Origin of the sequence: Cognatilysobacter terrigena, from assembly GCF_004361065.1 — a bacterium.
Taxonomy (GTDB): domain Bacteria; phylum Pseudomonadota; class Gammaproteobacteria; order Xanthomonadales; family Xanthomonadaceae; genus Cognatilysobacter; species Cognatilysobacter terrigena.
Map to the genome: position 1 here is coordinate 99,763 of NZ_SELT01000002.1, position 16,023 is coordinate 115,785.

Annotated in this window: 16 protein-coding genes; 6 read left to right on the top strand and 10 right to left on the bottom strand. The window is 68.2% G+C overall.

Features of this window, described 5'->3' with window-relative positions:
• Positions 1-58: 58 nt before the first annotated feature.
• Positions 59-451: a GFA family protein gene (locus EVS83_RS02260; protein WP_133499170.1), complete on the bottom strand. Its 393-nt coding sequence runs from the start codon at positions 449-451 to the stop codon at positions 59-61.
• Positions 448-2,025 (bottom strand): tetratricopeptide repeat-containing sulfotransferase family protein, encoded by a 1,578-nt coding sequence (locus EVS83_RS02265; RefSeq protein WP_133499172.1) that lies wholly within the window; start codon positions 2,023-2,025, stop codon positions 448-450. The genes EVS83_RS02260 and EVS83_RS02265 overlap by 4 nt, the downstream gene beginning before the upstream one ends.
• A 131-nt stretch (positions 2,026-2,156) precedes the next feature.
• On the opposite strand from EVS83_RS02265, the gene EVS83_RS02270 reads away from it, so the two are divergent.
• The 3 genes from EVS83_RS02270 (at position 2,157) to EVS83_RS02280 (ending at position 5,807) form a co-directional block, all read left to right on the top strand.
• A complete protein-coding gene (locus tag EVS83_RS02270; RefSeq protein ID WP_166636764.1) occupies positions 2,157-2,561 on the top strand; it encodes an ExbD/TolR family protein in 405 nt (134 codons plus the stop codon).
• 127 nt (positions 2,562-2,688) lie between these two features.
• Entirely contained in the window at positions 2,689-4,182 is a 1,494-nt protein-coding gene (locus EVS83_RS02275) for an ATPase domain-containing protein (RefSeq protein WP_133499176.1), read from the top strand.
• Positions 4,179-5,807 (top strand): hybrid sensor histidine kinase/response regulator, encoded by a 1,629-nt coding sequence (locus tag EVS83_RS02280; protein WP_133499179.1) that lies wholly within the window; start codon positions 4,179-4,181, stop codon positions 5,805-5,807. The genes EVS83_RS02275 and EVS83_RS02280 overlap by 4 nt, the downstream gene beginning before the upstream one ends.
• On the opposite strand, the gene EVS83_RS02285 is transcribed toward EVS83_RS02280, so the two are convergent.
• The 4 genes from EVS83_RS02285 to EVS83_RS02300 form a co-directional block, all read right to left on the bottom strand.
• On the bottom strand, positions 5,808-6,062 hold the full coding sequence (locus EVS83_RS02285; protein WP_133499181.1) for a hypothetical protein: 255 nt from the start codon (positions 6,060-6,062) through the stop codon (positions 5,808-5,810).
• A gap of 105 nt (positions 6,063-6,167) precedes the next feature.
• Positions 6,168-6,467, bottom strand: a complete 300-nt coding sequence (locus tag EVS83_RS02290; protein WP_133499183.1) for a hypothetical protein — start codon at positions 6,465-6,467, stop codon at positions 6,168-6,170.
• Positions 6,468-6,674: 207 nt separating this feature from the next.
• Complete coding sequence (locus tag EVS83_RS02295) at positions 6,675-8,789, bottom strand: M13 family metallopeptidase (RefSeq protein ID WP_133499185.1); 2,115 nt, start codon at positions 8,787-8,789, stop codon at positions 6,675-6,677.
• A 67-nt stretch (positions 8,790-8,856) separates the two neighbouring features.
• Positions 8,857-9,282 carry a hypothetical protein gene (locus EVS83_RS02300; RefSeq protein WP_133499187.1) on the bottom strand — a complete coding sequence of 142 codons (426 nt, stop codon included), beginning with the start codon at positions 9,280-9,282 and terminating at the stop codon, positions 8,857-8,859.
• 174 nt (positions 9,283-9,456) lie between these two features.
• On the opposite strand from EVS83_RS02300, the gene EVS83_RS02305 reads away from it, so the two are divergent.
• A complete protein-coding gene (locus EVS83_RS02305) occupies positions 9,457-11,373 on the top strand; it encodes a M61 family metallopeptidase (protein WP_133499189.1) in 1,917 nt (638 codons plus the stop codon).
• Between the two features lie 36 nt (positions 11,374-11,409).
• On the opposite strand, the gene EVS83_RS02310 is transcribed toward EVS83_RS02305, so the two are convergent.
• Positions 11,410-11,763, bottom strand: a complete 354-nt coding sequence (locus EVS83_RS02310) for a hypothetical protein (protein ID WP_133499191.1) — start codon at positions 11,761-11,763, stop codon at positions 11,410-11,412.
• A gap of 103 nt (positions 11,764-11,866) precedes the next feature.
• Here EVS83_RS02310 and EVS83_RS02315 point away from each other — a divergent pair, with 103 nt between their 5' ends.
• The gene (locus tag EVS83_RS02315; protein WP_133499193.1) at positions 11,867-12,730 is read left to right on the top strand and encodes a formate/nitrite transporter family protein; all 864 of its coding nucleotides are present in this window, start codon (positions 11,867-11,869) and stop codon (positions 12,728-12,730) included.
• A 50-nt stretch (positions 12,731-12,780) separates the two neighbouring features.
• Here EVS83_RS02315 and EVS83_RS02320 read toward each other — a convergent pair whose 3' ends face one another.
• From EVS83_RS02320 to EVS83_RS02330, 3 genes are read right to left on the bottom strand one after another with little or no spacing between them, the layout of a single operon-like run.
• Positions 12,781-13,212 carry a VOC family protein gene (locus EVS83_RS02320; RefSeq protein WP_133499195.1) on the bottom strand — a complete coding sequence of 144 codons (432 nt, stop codon included), beginning with the start codon at positions 13,210-13,212 and terminating at the stop codon, positions 12,781-12,783.
• Positions 13,209-13,616, bottom strand: coding sequence for a hypothetical protein (locus tag EVS83_RS02325; protein ID WP_133499197.1), 408 nt, complete (start codon positions 13,614-13,616; stop codon positions 13,209-13,211). Before EVS83_RS02325 ends, EVS83_RS02320 begins: the two co-directional genes overlap by 4 nt.
• 51 nt (positions 13,617-13,667) lie before the next feature.
• The gene (locus EVS83_RS02330) at positions 13,668-14,597 is read right to left on the bottom strand and encodes a sensor domain-containing diguanylate cyclase (RefSeq protein WP_246022745.1); all 930 of its coding nucleotides are present in this window, start codon (positions 14,595-14,597) and stop codon (positions 13,668-13,670) included.
• Between the two features lie 153 nt (positions 14,598-14,750).
• Between EVS83_RS02330 and EVS83_RS02335 the strand changes: the two genes are divergently transcribed.
• Entirely contained in the window at positions 14,751-16,010 is a 1,260-nt protein-coding gene (locus EVS83_RS02335; protein WP_133499201.1) for a L,D-transpeptidase family protein, read from the top strand.
• Positions 16,011-16,023: the final 13 nt, after the last annotated feature.

Genomic DNA, 16,023 nt, shown 5'->3' on the forward strand with positions numbered 1-16,023 from the left:
CGTCCCGTGTTGCGCGGATGCGAAAGCGCAGTCGTGCGGCCGCCCGAACGGAACCCGTTCAGAGACCGTGACGGGCGAGCGCAGCCATCGACGCCTTGCGGTCACCATCGTCGAACGGCGTGACGCGAAGCGCGTCGAGCGACACGCCGTCGAGGCAGCGCGCGTTGACGCTGTAGCCGTCCGGATGGCTACGGGGCACGTAGAAGCTCTTGATGCCGCAGTGACCACAGAACAGATGACGCGCCGCGCCCGTGTTGAAACGGTAGTCGACGAGCGCGTCGTTGCCGCGCAGCAAACGGAACTGGTCCGCGCTGACGATCAGATGCAGGAAACCGGTCATGCGGCAGATCGAGCAGTTGCAAGCGAGCACGTGCAACGGCGTCGACGCATCGACTTCGAAACGCACGCGGCCGCAATGGCAGCCGCCGGAATACGCAGTGAGTTCCGTCATGGCGTGGCCGTCCAGGTTTCGGGGTCGATGCCACCTTCTCGCAGCAGTTCGCGCAACGGATCCAGGGCGCTGCCGTAGCGCTTCCAGCGGTCGACGTAGCGGCGGTCCAGGCCGGATCGCACCTGCGCGGCGCTGGCCGTGGCCACCGGAGCGCTGTTGTCGGTGAATTCGAGGCAGCGCGGCGACCATTCGAGGCCGCAGAACTCGAGCAGCCGGCGCAGCGTCGGTTCGGGCATATCGACGAGGGCTTCGTAAGGCAGCTCGAAGACGCGCCCGGGCAGTGCATCACGCCACGCGGCGACGAGCCGCTCGAACTCCAGCACGTAGTGACCCGTATCCATCAGGTCGAACGAGTAGTCGTGGTAGGGCGACTCGAGCGCGAACAGCTGTCGGAAGTTGCTGAGGCTCGTGTCCATCGGATGACGACGCAGGCAGACGATGCGCGCATTCGGCAATGCGCGCGCGATGAAGCCGGCGTACAGAAAGTTGTGCGGCATCTTGTCGACGAAGCGCGGACGCCCATTGGCGAGGTGACGCGTCGACGCGAGATAGTCGCGGCCCACGCTTGCCCAGTCGCGGATGCGCGCGGCGTTGCGGAGAAGATCGACCAGAGAGTGGCCCGGCCCGGCGGCGCGCTGGAGTGCCGTCGCGAAATCGCCGAGTTCCCCGGCCGACGCGACATCCGGATGCGAGGAGAGCATCCGGTCGAGAAGCGTGGTGCCGGTGCGCGGCATTCCGAGCACGAAGATCGGCGATTCGTCGGGATCCCCGGTTTCGGCTGCGTCCATCGCGAGGCTTGCATGCACGGCCTCGAACGCCGCCCGGTCGGCCGCCTGCGATGAACCGCGTCGCGACGACACGGCGCGCTTGCCCTGCACGAGGTGCTCGAAGGCCGCCGGGAACTCGCCGAGGTCTTCAAGCTCCTTCGCCATGGCGAGATTTACGTGCAGCACCGCATCAGGCTCATCGCGTCGCGCATCGAGCGCGGCCTGGAGGCGCGGCAGATGATTGCGTTCTGGCGTCTGCGTGCGCAGCTGCGCGAGCGCGAGGTGCGCGCGCGCGTAGGCGGGATCGGCGGCGAGGCACGCGTCGTACTGGGCTTCGGCCTCGTCGAGGTGCCCGAAGTACATGAGTGATGTCGCGTAATTGAAGCGTGCGTTCGCGTCGTAGGGGTCGAGCGCGACGGCGCGTCCGAACACCTCGGCGGCGCGGGTGTGGTCGCTGGCCTTGCTGTAGACCGTGCCGAGCGTCGACAGCAGCGCGGCATCGCCTGCATGTGGCAAGACATCATCGGCAACGCGGACCGCGTCGGCCGTCCGATGGCTTTCGATGAGTGCACGGGCGAGTTGTCCCCGGAGATCGAGGCGATGCGGCCAGGCGCGGCAGCTTCGCTCGAGGTGCGCGACGGCCAGCGCGGCGTGGCCCAAGTCCAACGCGGCGATGCCGGCGACCATGTGCAGTGCCGGGTCCTCGGGCGCCGAACGCGCGGCCATTCCCGCGAGTTGGTACGCGGTCGGCCAGTCGCCGGCGTCGAACGCGCGCGCGAGTTGCTGGGCGAGGGGCGGGGACTGCATCGGCGGGACTCCTGCGGACGCGGAAGGCTACGCGAAACGTCGCGCGTCCGTCGGCGATGAACGGGCCTTGCGCACGCGCCGGACGCTGGCGTACGGTCGAGTCGGGCATACCGCCCGATGGAGGATCGACGATGGCCGCATCCACCTACGCTCCCCGCCACCGCGATGGCGCGATGGCCGACATGAACGTGACGCCGCTGGTCGACGTGATGCTCGTGATGCTGGTGATCTTCATGATCACGGCGCCGGCCCTGACGCGGACGTTGCCGATGAACCTCCCGAACAGCGTCGACACGCGGCCTCCGTCGCCGCCCCCGCGCGCCGACCTGCGGGTGGACGCCTCCGGCAACTACACGCTGGACGGCCGCGTGCTCGACGCGAAGTCGCTGCGTGCAGCGTTCGACAGCATTGCCAAGGTCGCCCCCGACACCGTCGTCCACGTCAGCGCCGCCGCGGACAGCGAGTACCAGGGGTTCGCGACCGCACTGTCCGCCGCGCAGGACAGCGGGCTCGCGAACGTCGCCCTCGACGACTGATCCGGCCCGCGCGGCCCTGACTCAACCGTTCAGCGATTTGACGCGCGCTTAACCCCGGCATGGTCCCATTGACGCTGTCCTTGGGACCGTGCCGCGGTCCCGTCGTTTTTCGGGGCCATATCGTTCCATGTCATCAAATGACCACGTCGATCCGGCGCAGCTGCGCACGGGCATCGCAGGGCTCGACACCATTCTCGTCGGCGGGTTCACCCCCGACCGCCTCTATCTGATCGAAGGCGCACCCGGCGCCGGCAAAACCACACTCGCGCTGCAGTTCCTGCTCGAAGGCGTCAAGCAGGGCGAGCCGGTGCTCTACGTCACGTTGTCGGAAACGGAGCAGGAGCTGCGCGAGATCGCGGCGTCGCACGGGTGGTCGCTCGACGGCGTGCACGTGCACGAGCTCGCGCCGCAGCACGACACGCTCGATCCCGATTCGCACTACACGATGGTCCATCCCTCCGAGGTGGAACTCGGCGACACGACCAAGCGGATCCTCGATACCGTCCAGGCCTTGCGTCCGCGACGCATGGTGTTCGACTCGCTGGCCGAGCTTCGCCTGCTGGCGGGTTCGCCGCTGCGCTATCGACGCCAGGTGCTCGCGCTCAAGCAGTACTTCGTGGGCCAGCACTGCACCGTGCTGCTCCTGGACGACTGCGCCCTGGCCGAACACGGCCTGCACGTGCACACGCTCGTGCACGGCATTGTTTCGCTCGCGCAACTGCATCCGGAATACGGCGGCGATCGCCGGCGCCTGCGCGTCAGCAAGTTCCGTGGCCGCCGCTTCATCAGCGGCTACCACGACTACCAGATCATCACCGGCGGGCTGCAGGTGTATCCGCGGCTCGTGGCCGCGACCTACCGGCGAGACATCGACCAGACGCCGGTGTCGACCCGCTCGGCCGAACTCGACATGCTGCTCGGCGACGGCCTGCATCGCGGCACCAGCACGTTGCTCATCGGCGCAGCCGGCACGGGCAAGTCGACGCTCGCGACCACCTGCTGCATCGCTGCCGCCGAGCGCGGCGAGCGCGCCGCGATCTTCACCTTCGACGAAACGGTGAAGTCGCTGATCACGCGCTCGCGCGGCATCGGGTTGCCCGTCGACCGTTTTATGGAGTCCGGCGACATCCTCGTCGAGTCCATCGACCCGGCCGAGCTGTCGCCCGGCGAATTCGCGCATCGCATCCGTCATGCGGTGGAGCGCGAAGGCATCCGGACCGTCGTCATCGACAGCCTCAACGGCTACCTCAGTGCGATGCCGGAAGAGCGCTTCGTGCTGGTGCAGTTGCATGAGCTGCTCGCGTTCCTCGCGCATCACGGCGTGGTGACGTTGCTGATCAGCGCCCAGCAGGGCCTGATCGGCCAGATGCAGAACGCGATCGACGTGAGCTACCTCGCCGACTCGGTCGTTCTGCTGCGCTACTTCGAATTCGAGGGCGAGGTCCGCCAGGCGATTTCGGTGCTCAAGAAGCGCACCGGCGGCCACGAACGCACGATCCGCCCCATGACGATCAGCGCAACCGGCGTCTCCATCGGCGAGCCGCTGCGACAGTTCCGCGGCGTGCTGACGGGCGTGCCCTACGATCGGGATAGCGGGCCGGCGCGGTCGGAGCCGCGATGACCGCAGCCTCGACCGGCGTCGGCATCGACGAAAGCCGCGTTCTGCTGCTGCTCCCGACGCAGCGCGATTGCATGGTCACGTCCGACGTGCTCGGGCGTGATGCGATCACGACGTTTGCATGCAAGTCGCCGTTGGAACTGGAGCGTGAGCTCGAACGCGGCGCGGGTGCGGTCTTCGTCTGCGAGGAACTGCTCGCGATGGGCGCGCATGCCGTGCTGGCGCGCGCGATCGCGCGGCAACCGCGATGGTCCGACCTTCCCGTCCTGATCCTCGCCCGCGAAGGCAGCGATTCGCGACAGGTGTCCGACGCGCTCGCGCAGCTCGGCAACGTCATGCTGATGGAGCGCCCGCTGCGCGTGGCCGCGCTGTCGAGCAACGTGCGCATGGCGCTGCGTGCGCGCGAGCGCCAGTACCAGATCCGTCGCCACCTCGACGACCTTGCGCGTGCGAGCGAGGAACTCGCGGAAACGGCGCGTCGCAAGGACGAATTCCTTGCCATGCTCGGCCACGAGCTGCGCAACCCGCTCGCGCCGGTGCGCAATGCGCTGCACCTGCTGATGTCCGACACGCGGATGCCGCAGGACGACCACGCGCTCTGCGACATGATGAAGCGTCAGGTCGACCACATGGTGCGACTGGTCGACGACCTCATCGACGTCTCGCGCATCTCGCGCGGCACCATCGCTCTCAAGCGCGAGCGCGTGGACCTTGCGACGGTGGTGCGTCACGCCATTGACCAGAGCCGTCCGCTCGTCGACGCCGGCGGGCATCGCCTCGAGGCGTCGCTGGGCGACGCGCCCATCGAGATCGACGCCGACCCCGTGCGCATGACGCAGGTATTCGGCAATCTCCTCAACAACGCGGCGAAGTACGCCGAGCCCGGCGGCCACATCGTGGTCAGCGTCGAGCGCGCGGGCGACGAAGTTCGCGTGCATGTGCGTGATGAAGGCATCGGTATCGAGCCGGAGATGCTGCCGCACGTGTTCGAGCTGTTCACGCAGGGGCGCCGCGAGCGCCATCGTGCGCACGACGGCCTCGGCATCGGCCTGACGCTGGTGCGCAACCTCGTCGAAATGCACGGCGGTACCGTGGCCGCGGCCAGCGAAGGGCGCGGCCGTGGCGCGGAATTCGTGGTGACGCTGCCGATGGCGGCGCCGCTGCCGACGCATATCGCCGCGCCGAAGCGCGTGCTCGAGCGCGCGGCGGCGACCGGGCCGGCGCGCGTGCTCGTGGTCGACGACAACGTCGATGCCGCCGAGTCGATGGGCATGGTCCTCGAGTTGCTCGGGATCGATCATCGCGTCGTGTTCGACGGTGTATCCGCGCTCGACACGATCGCGGAATTCCATCCGAGCGTGGTGTTGCTCGACATCGGCATGCCCGGCATGGACGGCTGCGAAGTCGCGCAGCGCGTGCGTGCCGATCATCGCTACGACGACATCCGCCTCGTCGCGCTCACCGGCTGGAGCCAGGTACAGGATCGCGAGCGCACGCGCGCGGCCGGTTTCGACCAGCACCTGAGCAAGCCCGTCGATATCGGAGCGCTGCAGGAGCTCGTCGGTGCGGCGTCGGCCGCCACGATGCAGGCGGCGACGCCCGCGATGCAGGCGTCGCCCGCGCGCTGATCAGCCGGCGGCTTTCGCGTCGCGCAATGCGGCGCCGACCGCTTCGCGCACGACGTCGACCACATTGCGGGCCGCGCCGTCGACGTCGGGCAGGTTGCCGAGCATGTCTTCGAACAGCCGCACGCGATCGATGTTCGTCTGCTTGGATACCGCGTCCGTCGCGGCGAGGATCGCCACCGCGACACCGACCGACATCTCGCCCAGCGCCTGTCCCACCGCCTGCGCGACCGCGCTGGCCAGCTCGTTCTGCTCCATCGTCGTCTCCCCGCGGACCATCCGCGTCAAGCGGTCATACACGACCGCGGCGCGAGCGCCCGTGACGGGGCGTCGCGCCGCGATGGCATTCGGCGGTGGAAGCGATCAGCCGCCGCTGGAATCGGCGAGCGTGGCCTTTGCCGCCGCATGCGGCGGAGCCGGGAGCGTCGGTGCGGATGCGCTCGACGTCGCGGCGGTCGGCTTGTGCGCGGCTGCGGCCTGGTCCTGCGCCGCGCGCGTGAGTTCGGCGATCACCGCACCGAACGCGCTCTTGGGCTTGGCTTTTGCGGGCGTCACTGCGGCGGTGGACGCCGCCGTTGCCGACGTGCCGACCGGTGCGGACTGGGCGAAAACACAGGTGGGCACGGCAAGCGCCATGAGAGCGAAGGGCAGGAAGCGGCGCATGGCAGACCTCGGTACGGCGGCGGTTTCGACGGACGCAAGCGTAGGCAGCGAGCTGTTGCGCGATCCGTGAAATGCAACGTTGCATCGCGCGCTTTCAGCGCGGCCGTATCGGAAGCGCTCAGCGACGTGCACGTGCGGTGAGCGTCCAACGAAAAACGCCCGGCTTTCGCCGGGCGTTTCGATATCGCTACTGCTACTGCGTCGTGATCACCACACCTTGACCCGCTTGTCGGGCGCCAGGTACAGCGCCTGGCCGGGCTTGATGTCGAACGCCGTGTACCAGGCATCGACGTTGCGCACCGTCTGCGCGCGATAACGGCCCGGCGAATGCACGTCGGTCTTGACTGCGTTGCGCAGCGCCTCGTCGCGGTACTTGCCACGCCAGGCCTGCGCGAAGCCGAGGAAAAAGCGCTGGTCGGGGGTGAAGCCTTCGAGGTTCTGCGGCGTCTTGCCCTGCTGCGAGAGGTGGTACGCGTCGAGCGCGGTCGACAGGCCGGCGACGTCGGCGATGTTCTCGCCGAGGTTGAGCTTGCCGTTGATGGCGAGATCCGGGAACGGCTTGTACGTGCTGAATTGCGCGGCCAGCGCCTCGCCCGCGGCGTTGAACTGCTTGAAGTCCGCCGGCGTCCACCAGTTGTGCAGCTTGCCCTGCGCATCGAACAGCGCGCCGGAGTTGTCGAACGAGTGGCTGATCTCGTGGCCGATGACCGAACCGATCGCGCCGTAGTTCACCGCGTCGTCGGCGTTCGGGTCGAAGAACGGCGGCTGCAGGATCGCCGCCGGGAAGATCAGGCGGTTCTCCAGCGGGATGTTCACCGCGTTGATCGTCTGCGGCGTCATGTACCACTCGTCGTGCTTCACCGGTCCGCCGAGCTTGGCGAGCTGGCGCTGGTATTCGGCCATCTCCGCGCGTTCCGCGTTGCCGAGCGCGTCGTCCGGCTTGATCTCCAGCGCGCTGTAGTCGCGCCAGGTGTCGGGATAGGCGACGGCGACCTGCAGACCGTCGACCTTCGCCTTCGCGGCGGCCTTGGTCTCCGGGCTCATCCACGTGAGTGCGTCGATGCGCTTGCCGAACGCGGCGATGATGTTCTTCACCATCTCCTCGGCGCGCGCCTTGGTCTTCGGATCGACGTAGCGCTTCACGTATTCGTGGCCGACGGCCTCGCCGAGCACGTTGCTCGTCGCCGACACCGCGCGCTTCCAGCGATCACGCTGCTGCGGCGTGCCGTTGAGCGTGTGGCCGTAGAACGCGAACTGCTCGTCGGCGAACGCCTTCGGCAGCAGGCCGCCGGCGCGATCGAGCGCATGGAACGTCAGGTAATCCTTCCAGGTATCGAGCGGTTCGCTGACGGCGAGCTTGGAGATGCCGGTGACGGCTTCGGGCTGCCACACCACGAAGTCCTTCTGCGAACCGAGCTTCGCCGCGCCCATGAAGGTCGCCCAGTCGAGGCCCGGCGCCTTCTTCGCGAAGTCCTCCTGCGTCCACACGTTCTTCGAACCGCGGTCGACGTCGTTGGTCTGCTCCTGCGTGGCGTGCACCTTCGCGATGGCGGTTTCCAGCGCGACGATGCGCGCGGCCTTCGCCGCGGCATCGGCGATGCCGGCGAGTTCGAGCACCTTCTGCACGTGCGCCTGGTAGGCGGTCTTGATGGCCGCGCTGCTGGCGTCGAGGTAGTAGCTGCGATCCGGCAGGCCCAGGCCGCCCTGCACGAAGTACGGGATGTTGCGCGTCGGGTCGTGGATGTCCTGCGTGATCCACACGCCGAACGGGCGATCGGTGTAGTAGTCGGTGTTGTTGAGCAGGTCGACGTCCGCACGCAGCTGGGCGCCGAACTCGTTGGACAGCGACTTGACGTCGGTGATCGCGTTGATCGCGTCGAGCGTCGGCTTCAGCGGCGCCGTGCCCTTCGCCTCGATGCCCGCTTCGTCCATGTACGCGGTGTAGTAGTCGCCGATGCGGCGCAGGTCGCCGCTCGCGTTCTTGTCCTTGGCCGCGCCCTCGATGAGGTCGCGCACCTGCTTTTCGGTGTCGAGCGAGATGCGGGTGAAGCTGTTGAAGCTCGAGCGGTCGGCCGGGATCTCGGTGGTCTTGGTCCAGTTGCCGTTGGCGTACTGGTAGAAGTCGTCGCCCGGCGCGACCGAACGATCCATGCCGGCGGTATCGAAGCCGAACGTGCCGAGCACGGGCTTCGTGGCGGCGGGCGCGGCCTTGGGCGCGGCGGCTTCGGGCTGCGGCGTGGGCTGGCGGTTGCAGGCCGCGAGGCCCGCGACCAGCGCGGCGGAAACGGTGACGGCAAGCAGGCGGCGGGGCAGCGGTCGCATGGCGGTGTCCGTGTGGGGAAACCGCCGAGCCTACTCGCTTGCCGCCGCCGGCTGCGTGTACCGGAAGTCAGCGCTCGCTGATGATGAAACTGCCGAACGACACGCCGAGTTCGACGCCCTGGCCGACGCCCGACAGCGCGAGCGAGATCGGCCCCTTCGTCACCACCTGCGCCTTGCCGGCCTTGCCCGCAGCCGCGTTCGCCTCGCCCGTGGCGTAACCGCCGAGCACGTCGCGGATGTTGTGCACGCCGGCGAACTTGCCCTTGCCGGTGACCTTGGACTTGCCGACGGTCAGGCCGCCGCCCTTGGCTTCGATCTTCACGGGCAGCGACTTGCCGTTGCTGCACGACACGGTGCCGGTGCCTTCGGAGTGCTTGTAGAACGCGCTCCAGCCCGTCATCGAGAAGGTGAGCGTGCACGAGAGATCGGCCGCGGAGGCCGGTAACGCGGCGAGCGAGAGCGCGGCGGCGACGAGCAGGGAACGGGTGTTCATAGGTCGAAGCTCCGTGGAAGGGGCGGCAGTATTGCGCGCGCGGTGTCGAGAACGGTTCAGTTCGTGCTGCACTGCACGATGTGACGCACTGCCGATCGTTGCGCATGGCACACGCTACGCAGCCGCTTGCCCACGTACGATCCGGCGATTTCCCCGTCATCGGATACGCATCGAATGTCCCGACCCGCCCGTCGCCTGCTTCCGCTGCTCTGCGCCGCTGCACTCGCCGCATCGCCCGTCTTCGCCCAGACCATTCCGCTGACCAGCGCGCAGGTGCCGGTGCCTGTCGATACCGCGTATCCCGGCACCGTGTCCGTGTTCGTCGACGCCACCGACCTCGCACGTCGCATCGTGCGGGTGCGCGAAGAGATTCCGGCGCAGACCGGACGTCTCACGCTGCTCTATCCGCAGTGGCTGCCGGGCAACCACAGCCCGTCGGGTCCGCTCGACAAGATCGCCGGCCTCGCGTTCACCGCGAACGGCCAGAAGCTCGCGTGGACGCGTGATCCGCTCAACGTCTACGCATTCCATATCGACGTGCCGCAGGGCGCGACGTCGGTGACGGCCGAATACCAGTACCTGACGCCGACGGACCCGGCGCAGGGCCGCATCGTGATGACGCCGAACATGATGAACCTGCAGTGGAACGCGCTCGTGCTGTATCCCGCGGGTCATTACGCGAGCCGCATCGACACGTCGGCGAGCGTGAAGTATCCGACCGGCTTCACCGCGGCCACGGCGCTCGACGTCGCGAGCACGAATGGCGATACCGTGGTGTATCGCAACGTGTCGCTGGACATACTCATCGACTCGCCGATCTACGCGGGCCGCTACGGCAAGGTCATCGACCTCGCGCCGGGCGCGAAGGTGCCGGTGCGCCTCAACGTGTTCGCCGATGCGCCGAAGTACCTCGAAGCCAAGCCCGAGCAGATCGACGCGCATCGTCGCCTCTACCAGCAGGCGATGAAGCTCTACGGTGCGCAGCACTACGACCACTACGACTTCCTGTTCTCGCTGTCCGACCAGCTCAGCGGCAACGGCTTGGAACACCAGCGTTCGAGCGAGGACGGCGAGGACACCGGCTACTTCACCGACTACGACCCGAAGGCGGGCTTCAGCGACCTGCTCGCGCACGAGTACACGCACTCGTGGGACGGCAAGTACCGGCGCCCGGCCGACCTGTGGACGCCGAACTACAACGTGCCGATGCAGGACTCGCTGCTGTGGGTCTATGAAGGGCAGACGCAGTACTGGGGCAACGTGCTGACGGGTCGCTCGGGCATGCGCAGCAAGCAGGCTGCGTTCGATGCGCTCGCGCTCACTGCGGCGACGTACGCGGACAACCGTCCGGGCCTGGCGTGGCGCGCGGTGCAGGACACGACGAACGATCCGATCATCGCGCAGCGTCGTCCGAAGTCGTATCGCAGCTATCAGCTGTCCGAGGACTACTACTCCGCCGGCCAGATGATCTGGCTCGAAGCCGACGCGCGCATCCGCAGCAAGACCAACGGCAAGAAGTCGCTCGACGATTTCGCGCGCGCGTTCTTCGGCGTGAACGACGGCGAGTGGAAGGTGCAGAACACCTACACCTTCGACGACGTGGTGAAGACGCTCGACGGCGTGGTGCACGACGACTGGGCGACGTTCCTGCGCGACCGCCTCGACGGCAAGGTGCCGCTCACCGGCGGCCTCGCGGCGGCCGGCTGGCAGCTCGTCTACAAGGACGAACCCAACGGCGTCGCCAAGGCCGCGGCTAAGGGCGGCGGCGCGGACTTCGTGTATTCGCTGGGCCTGTCGATCGGCAAGGACGGCAAGGTGTCCGACGTGCGCTGGGACAGCCCGGCGTTCAACGCCGGCATCGGCAGCGGCATGACGATCGTGGCGGTGAACGACCGCGAGTACAGCAAGGACGCGCTGAGCGACGCCGTCAAGGCGGCGAAGGACGACAAGGCGCCGATCCGCCTGATGGTGAAGTCGTTCGATCGCTTCCAGACGATCCCGGTCGACTACCACGGCGGCCTGCGCTATCCGCACCTGGAGCGCATCGCCGGCAAGCCGGACTACCTTACGTCGATCTACGCACCGCGCTGACGCGACACCCGGCCGCGTGCGGTGCGCCGCACGCGGTCAGAGTTTCTGGATCGAATAGTCCGCATCGCTGCAGGCGTCGACCGTACCGTCGTCGCCTGCACGGCCCACCACGCGCACCCGGTCGCCGACCTTGAGGTCGCCCGCCGTGTCGAGGCCGCGGCCCTTGCACAGGTTCCAACGCGCCGGCAGGGACACCCGCACGCTGCGCGTTCCGGCGTCGACCGTCAGCACGCCGCTGCCGTCGTACGCCCACGGCAAGGTATCGATCGCGGTGACGCGGCCTTCGATCGCGTTCGATGCGGCGGCATCGACCGGCGCATGCGAACACGCGGCCAGCGTGAGGGCGGAAGCGGCGACTGCGAAACGGACGGCGGAGGCGAGGCTCGACATGGGGTTCTCCTGAGCGGACGACCTCAGCGTAACCCGTCGCGTGCGAACGGCGTCTGCAGGCGCTCTCGCCCGGGATTCACATCGCGTTCGTAGCCTGCGCCGCATGCAGAGCGACGAATCGAAGCAGGGGGCGGCCGACGCCGAACATGGCGAACCCGCGTCGCAGCTGACCGAGCAGGAAGCGCGCGACGTCGAGGAAAAGCAGTCGCCCACCGCGCACGTGCTGCACGAAACCATTCGCCGCGAGGGCGACCGCGAGCTGGAACGCAGCGCGTCGGCGTTGCTGTGGTCGGCGATCGCGGCCGGGCTGTCGATGGGCTTTTCGCTGCTGACACCTGCGCTCATGCACGCGCGAATCGGCGACACACCGGTGACGCCGCTTCTCGTCGCGTTCGGCTATTCGATCGGCTTCATGCTGGTCATCCTCGGCAAGCAGCAGCTGTTCACCGAGAACACGCTGACGCCGGTGCTCGTGGTGATGACCAAGCCGACGCTCGCGAACGTCGGCCGGCTGCTGCGGCTGTGGGGTCTGGTGTTCGCCGGCAACATGGTCGGCGTCGCGATATTCGCGTTCGCACTCGCACGCCTCGACATCACCGACGCGGAAACACAGACGGCGATGGTGCGCATGGGCGCGAAGCTGATGGGGCTGTCGACCGGCCAGATGTTCGTGCGCGGCATCTTTGCGGGCTGGCTGATCGCGATCCTCGTGTGGCTGCTGCCGGCGGCCGAGCACTCGAAGGTCGTGCTGATCGCGCTGGTGACGGGGCTGATCAGCTTCGCCGAGATGACGCACATCATCGCGGGCTCCGCGGAGACGCTCTACCTCGTGTTCGCGCACATCACGCCACTGGGCGATGTCGTCGTGCGCTTCATGCTGCCGACGCTCGCGGGCAATGTCGTCGGCGGCAGCCTGATCTTCGCGCTGATCAGCCACGCGCAGGTGCGGAGCGATTCGCGGGAATAGGGCGCGATCGTCCGGTCGACGGATTGTCCGTGCCGGCGCCGGCGCAAACGTCAGATCGCGAACAGCTGCCCGTCGATATCCGCGAACGCCTTGAACTCGACGGCATTCCCAGACGGATCGAGGAAGAACATCGTCGCCTGTTCGCCCGGTTGGCCGACGAAGCGGATGTGCGGCTCGATGACGAAGTCGATGCGCGCCGCGCGCAGGCGATCGGCCAGCGCCTGCCAGTCGTCCATCTCCAGCACGACGCCGAAATGCGGCACCGGCACGTCGTGGCCGTCGACCGCGTTATCGCCGGCGATGCGGGGCGCCATGCCGTCGACCTGATGGCAGACCAGCTGGTGGCCGTAGAGGTCGAAGTCGACCCAGCGCTCGGCGCTACGGCCTTCGCCGCAGCCGAGCACGCCCCCGTAGAACGCGCGCGCGGCGGTGACGTCGTGCACGGGAATCGCGAGATGGAACGGCGTCAGGCGACGGCTCACATCACCACCGACAGGTTGAAGCGCGCGCCATCGACGGCGCGCGGGCGCAGGAAATCCAGCACGCCCTGAAGCTCCTCGCGCACCGCGACACGCGCCTTCGCGTCGAGCGACGCATCGACATCGAGAGCGGCGTCGAGGCCTTCGAACAGAAGCAGCGCGCGATCGGCATCGCACCACACGCCGGATTCGAGCATCGCCGCGTTCGGATCGTCGTCCGGCAGCTCGAGTTCGCCGAAGTTGAAGCGCAGGTCGGTGGTGTCGATCATCGCGTCGAGCCGCGGCAGGCCGAGGCGATGCGCGAGCGCGTCCAGTGCATGGCGATGGCGGTAGAGCGCGAGGCGGTCCGACCCTTCGCAATCGAGTGCGGCGCCGCGTGCGACGTGCGCCCAGAACACCATGGCCATGGACGGTCCTCCCTGTTCGGCCGCCGATCCTGCCACGGCCCGGGGCGGCCGTCAGGCCGGCGGTCGGGAACGCACCGTGTCCTTCGCCGAGGTCAGCACGGCGTCGGCGCGGAGATAGACGGCTTCCGGCGATTCGTCGGCCGACGTTGCCCGGGCGAAGCCCAGCAGCACGCGCGTGCCGAGCTCGCGCTCGATCGCATCGAAGCGCCCGCGCAGGGCGGTGAGGGCCGCTTCCGGCGAGTCGCCGTGCAGCAGTGCGACGAACTCGCCGCTGCCGGTCACGCGGTCGATGCTGTCGCCCGGTGCGAGCACCGAATGCAGCACGCGGTCGGCCTCCTGCAACGTGCGTTCGATCGTGCGTGCGCCCTGCAGCTCGGCGACGTTCGCGAAGTCCTGGATCTGGAAGATCGCGATCGCGTAGGGGCGCAGCGCGGAGTCCGAGGCACCGGCGACTGCCGTGACGCGCGCCGCCGGCTCCAGCCGCACCGCGCGCTCGAGCTGGCGTTCGCGGCGCGTGGCTTCCATCAGGTTCATGGTCAGGCGCGCGAGCGATTCCAGTGCCGCGCGCTGCGTGTCGTCGAGCGTGCGCGGCCGGTCGTCGATCACGCAGACGGTGCCGATCGCCGCGCCGCCGGGCGTCACCAGCGGCATGCCGGCATAGAAGCGCATGTTGGGCTCGCCGGTGACCAGCGGGTTGTCGACGAAGCGTTCGTCATTCAGCGCATCGGGTACTTCCATCAGGCGGTCGGGCTGGCGGATCGCGTGGTCGCAGAACGCGACTTCGCGCGGCGTCTCCGGCACCTGGAGACCGGTACGCGCCTTGAACCACTGGCGGTCGCGGTCGATCAGGGAGATCAGCGCGATCGGCGCGTCGCAGAGCATCGACGCGAGGCGCGCGATGTCGTCGTAGGCGGCTTCGGGAAGGCTGTCGACGACGCGGTAGACGTCGAGTTCGCGCTGGCGTTGGACTTCGTTCGGCATGGGCAGGGGCATCAATCGATGGCGCGTACGGTACGACGGAATCGCGAACCGGTCTTCTCAACAATGAACGAACGAGCAAACGGGCCGTTCGGATTCACGCGTCGCCGACCGGCCGCACGAAGGATGGAAACGTCCCCACCGACGTGTCCCGCCATGCGCCCCAAGCACGCCCTGCTGCCGATCGCTTCCGCCCTGTCCCTCGCCCTGGCCGCATGCACGGTCTCGCCGACGCCGTCCGATGACGCAAAGCCGGCCGCGGCGCCCGCCACCGCGACAACGACGCCCGCGCCGGGTGCCGTCCCGGGCACCGCGCAGCCGCCGGGCATGCAGGACGGCCAGCCGGGCGCGCCGAACGCGACGATGCCGGTCGCGCCGGGCACGGGCACCGCCGCGACGCCCGCGACGCCGCCGCCGGTGGTCGCCGCCGAGGCCGACGCCAAGCTCGCGAAGGACGATCCGCTGCGCGCGCAGGTGCTGCTCGATCGCGCGTTCTTCGCGCCCGGCGAGATCGACGGCGCGAAGGGCAGCAACATGCAGCGCGCGGTCAAGGCGTTCCAGACCGCGCACGACATCAAGGCCAGCGGCACGCTCGACACGGCGACGTGGGACCTGCTCAACCAGGACACCGCGCCGATCCTCATCAACTACACGCTGACCGCCGACGACCTCGCCGGCCCCTTCGCGAAGACGCCGAAGGAGCCGATGGAGATGGCGAAGCTCGACGCGCTGCCGTACGAGACCGCGCTCGAGAAGATCGCCGAGAAGTTCCACATGGCGCCGGCGCTGCTGAAGAAGCTCAATCCGAACGTCGATTTCGCCGCGCTCGATGCCGCCAACTCGTCGACGACCTCGGGCAAGACCGACACGAAGACGGACGCCTCGAAGTCGGCGTCGACCGATTCGTCGAAGTCGACATCGACCACCGCGTCGACCAAGACCGCGCCCGCCGCCGGCACCACGATCACCGTGCTCAACGTTGCGCCGGGTGAGCAGTTCCCCGCGCCGGCGAAGCTCGTGGTCGACAAGTCGGACTCCGCGCTGCTCATCGTCGATGCGAGCGACAAGACGCTGGCGTCGTTCCCCGTCACCACCGGCAGCAAGCAGTTCCCGCTGCCGATCGGCGACTGGAAGGTGACGGCGGTGCAGCAGAACCCGGTCTGGCATTACGACCCCAAGCTCATTGCCGGCAGCAAGAAGACCGACAAGGAAGCCGACGTGAAGCCGGGCCCGAACAATCCGGTGGGCATCGTCTGGATCGGCCTGACCAAGGAGCACTACGGCATCCACGGCACGCCGCATCCGGATCGCATCGGCAAGAGCGAATCGAACGGCTGCATCCGCATGACGAACTGGGACGTGCAGGCGCTGTCCAAGGTCGTCAAGGAAGGCATGCAGGTGACGATGCGCGAGTGACGCATCGCGCGGC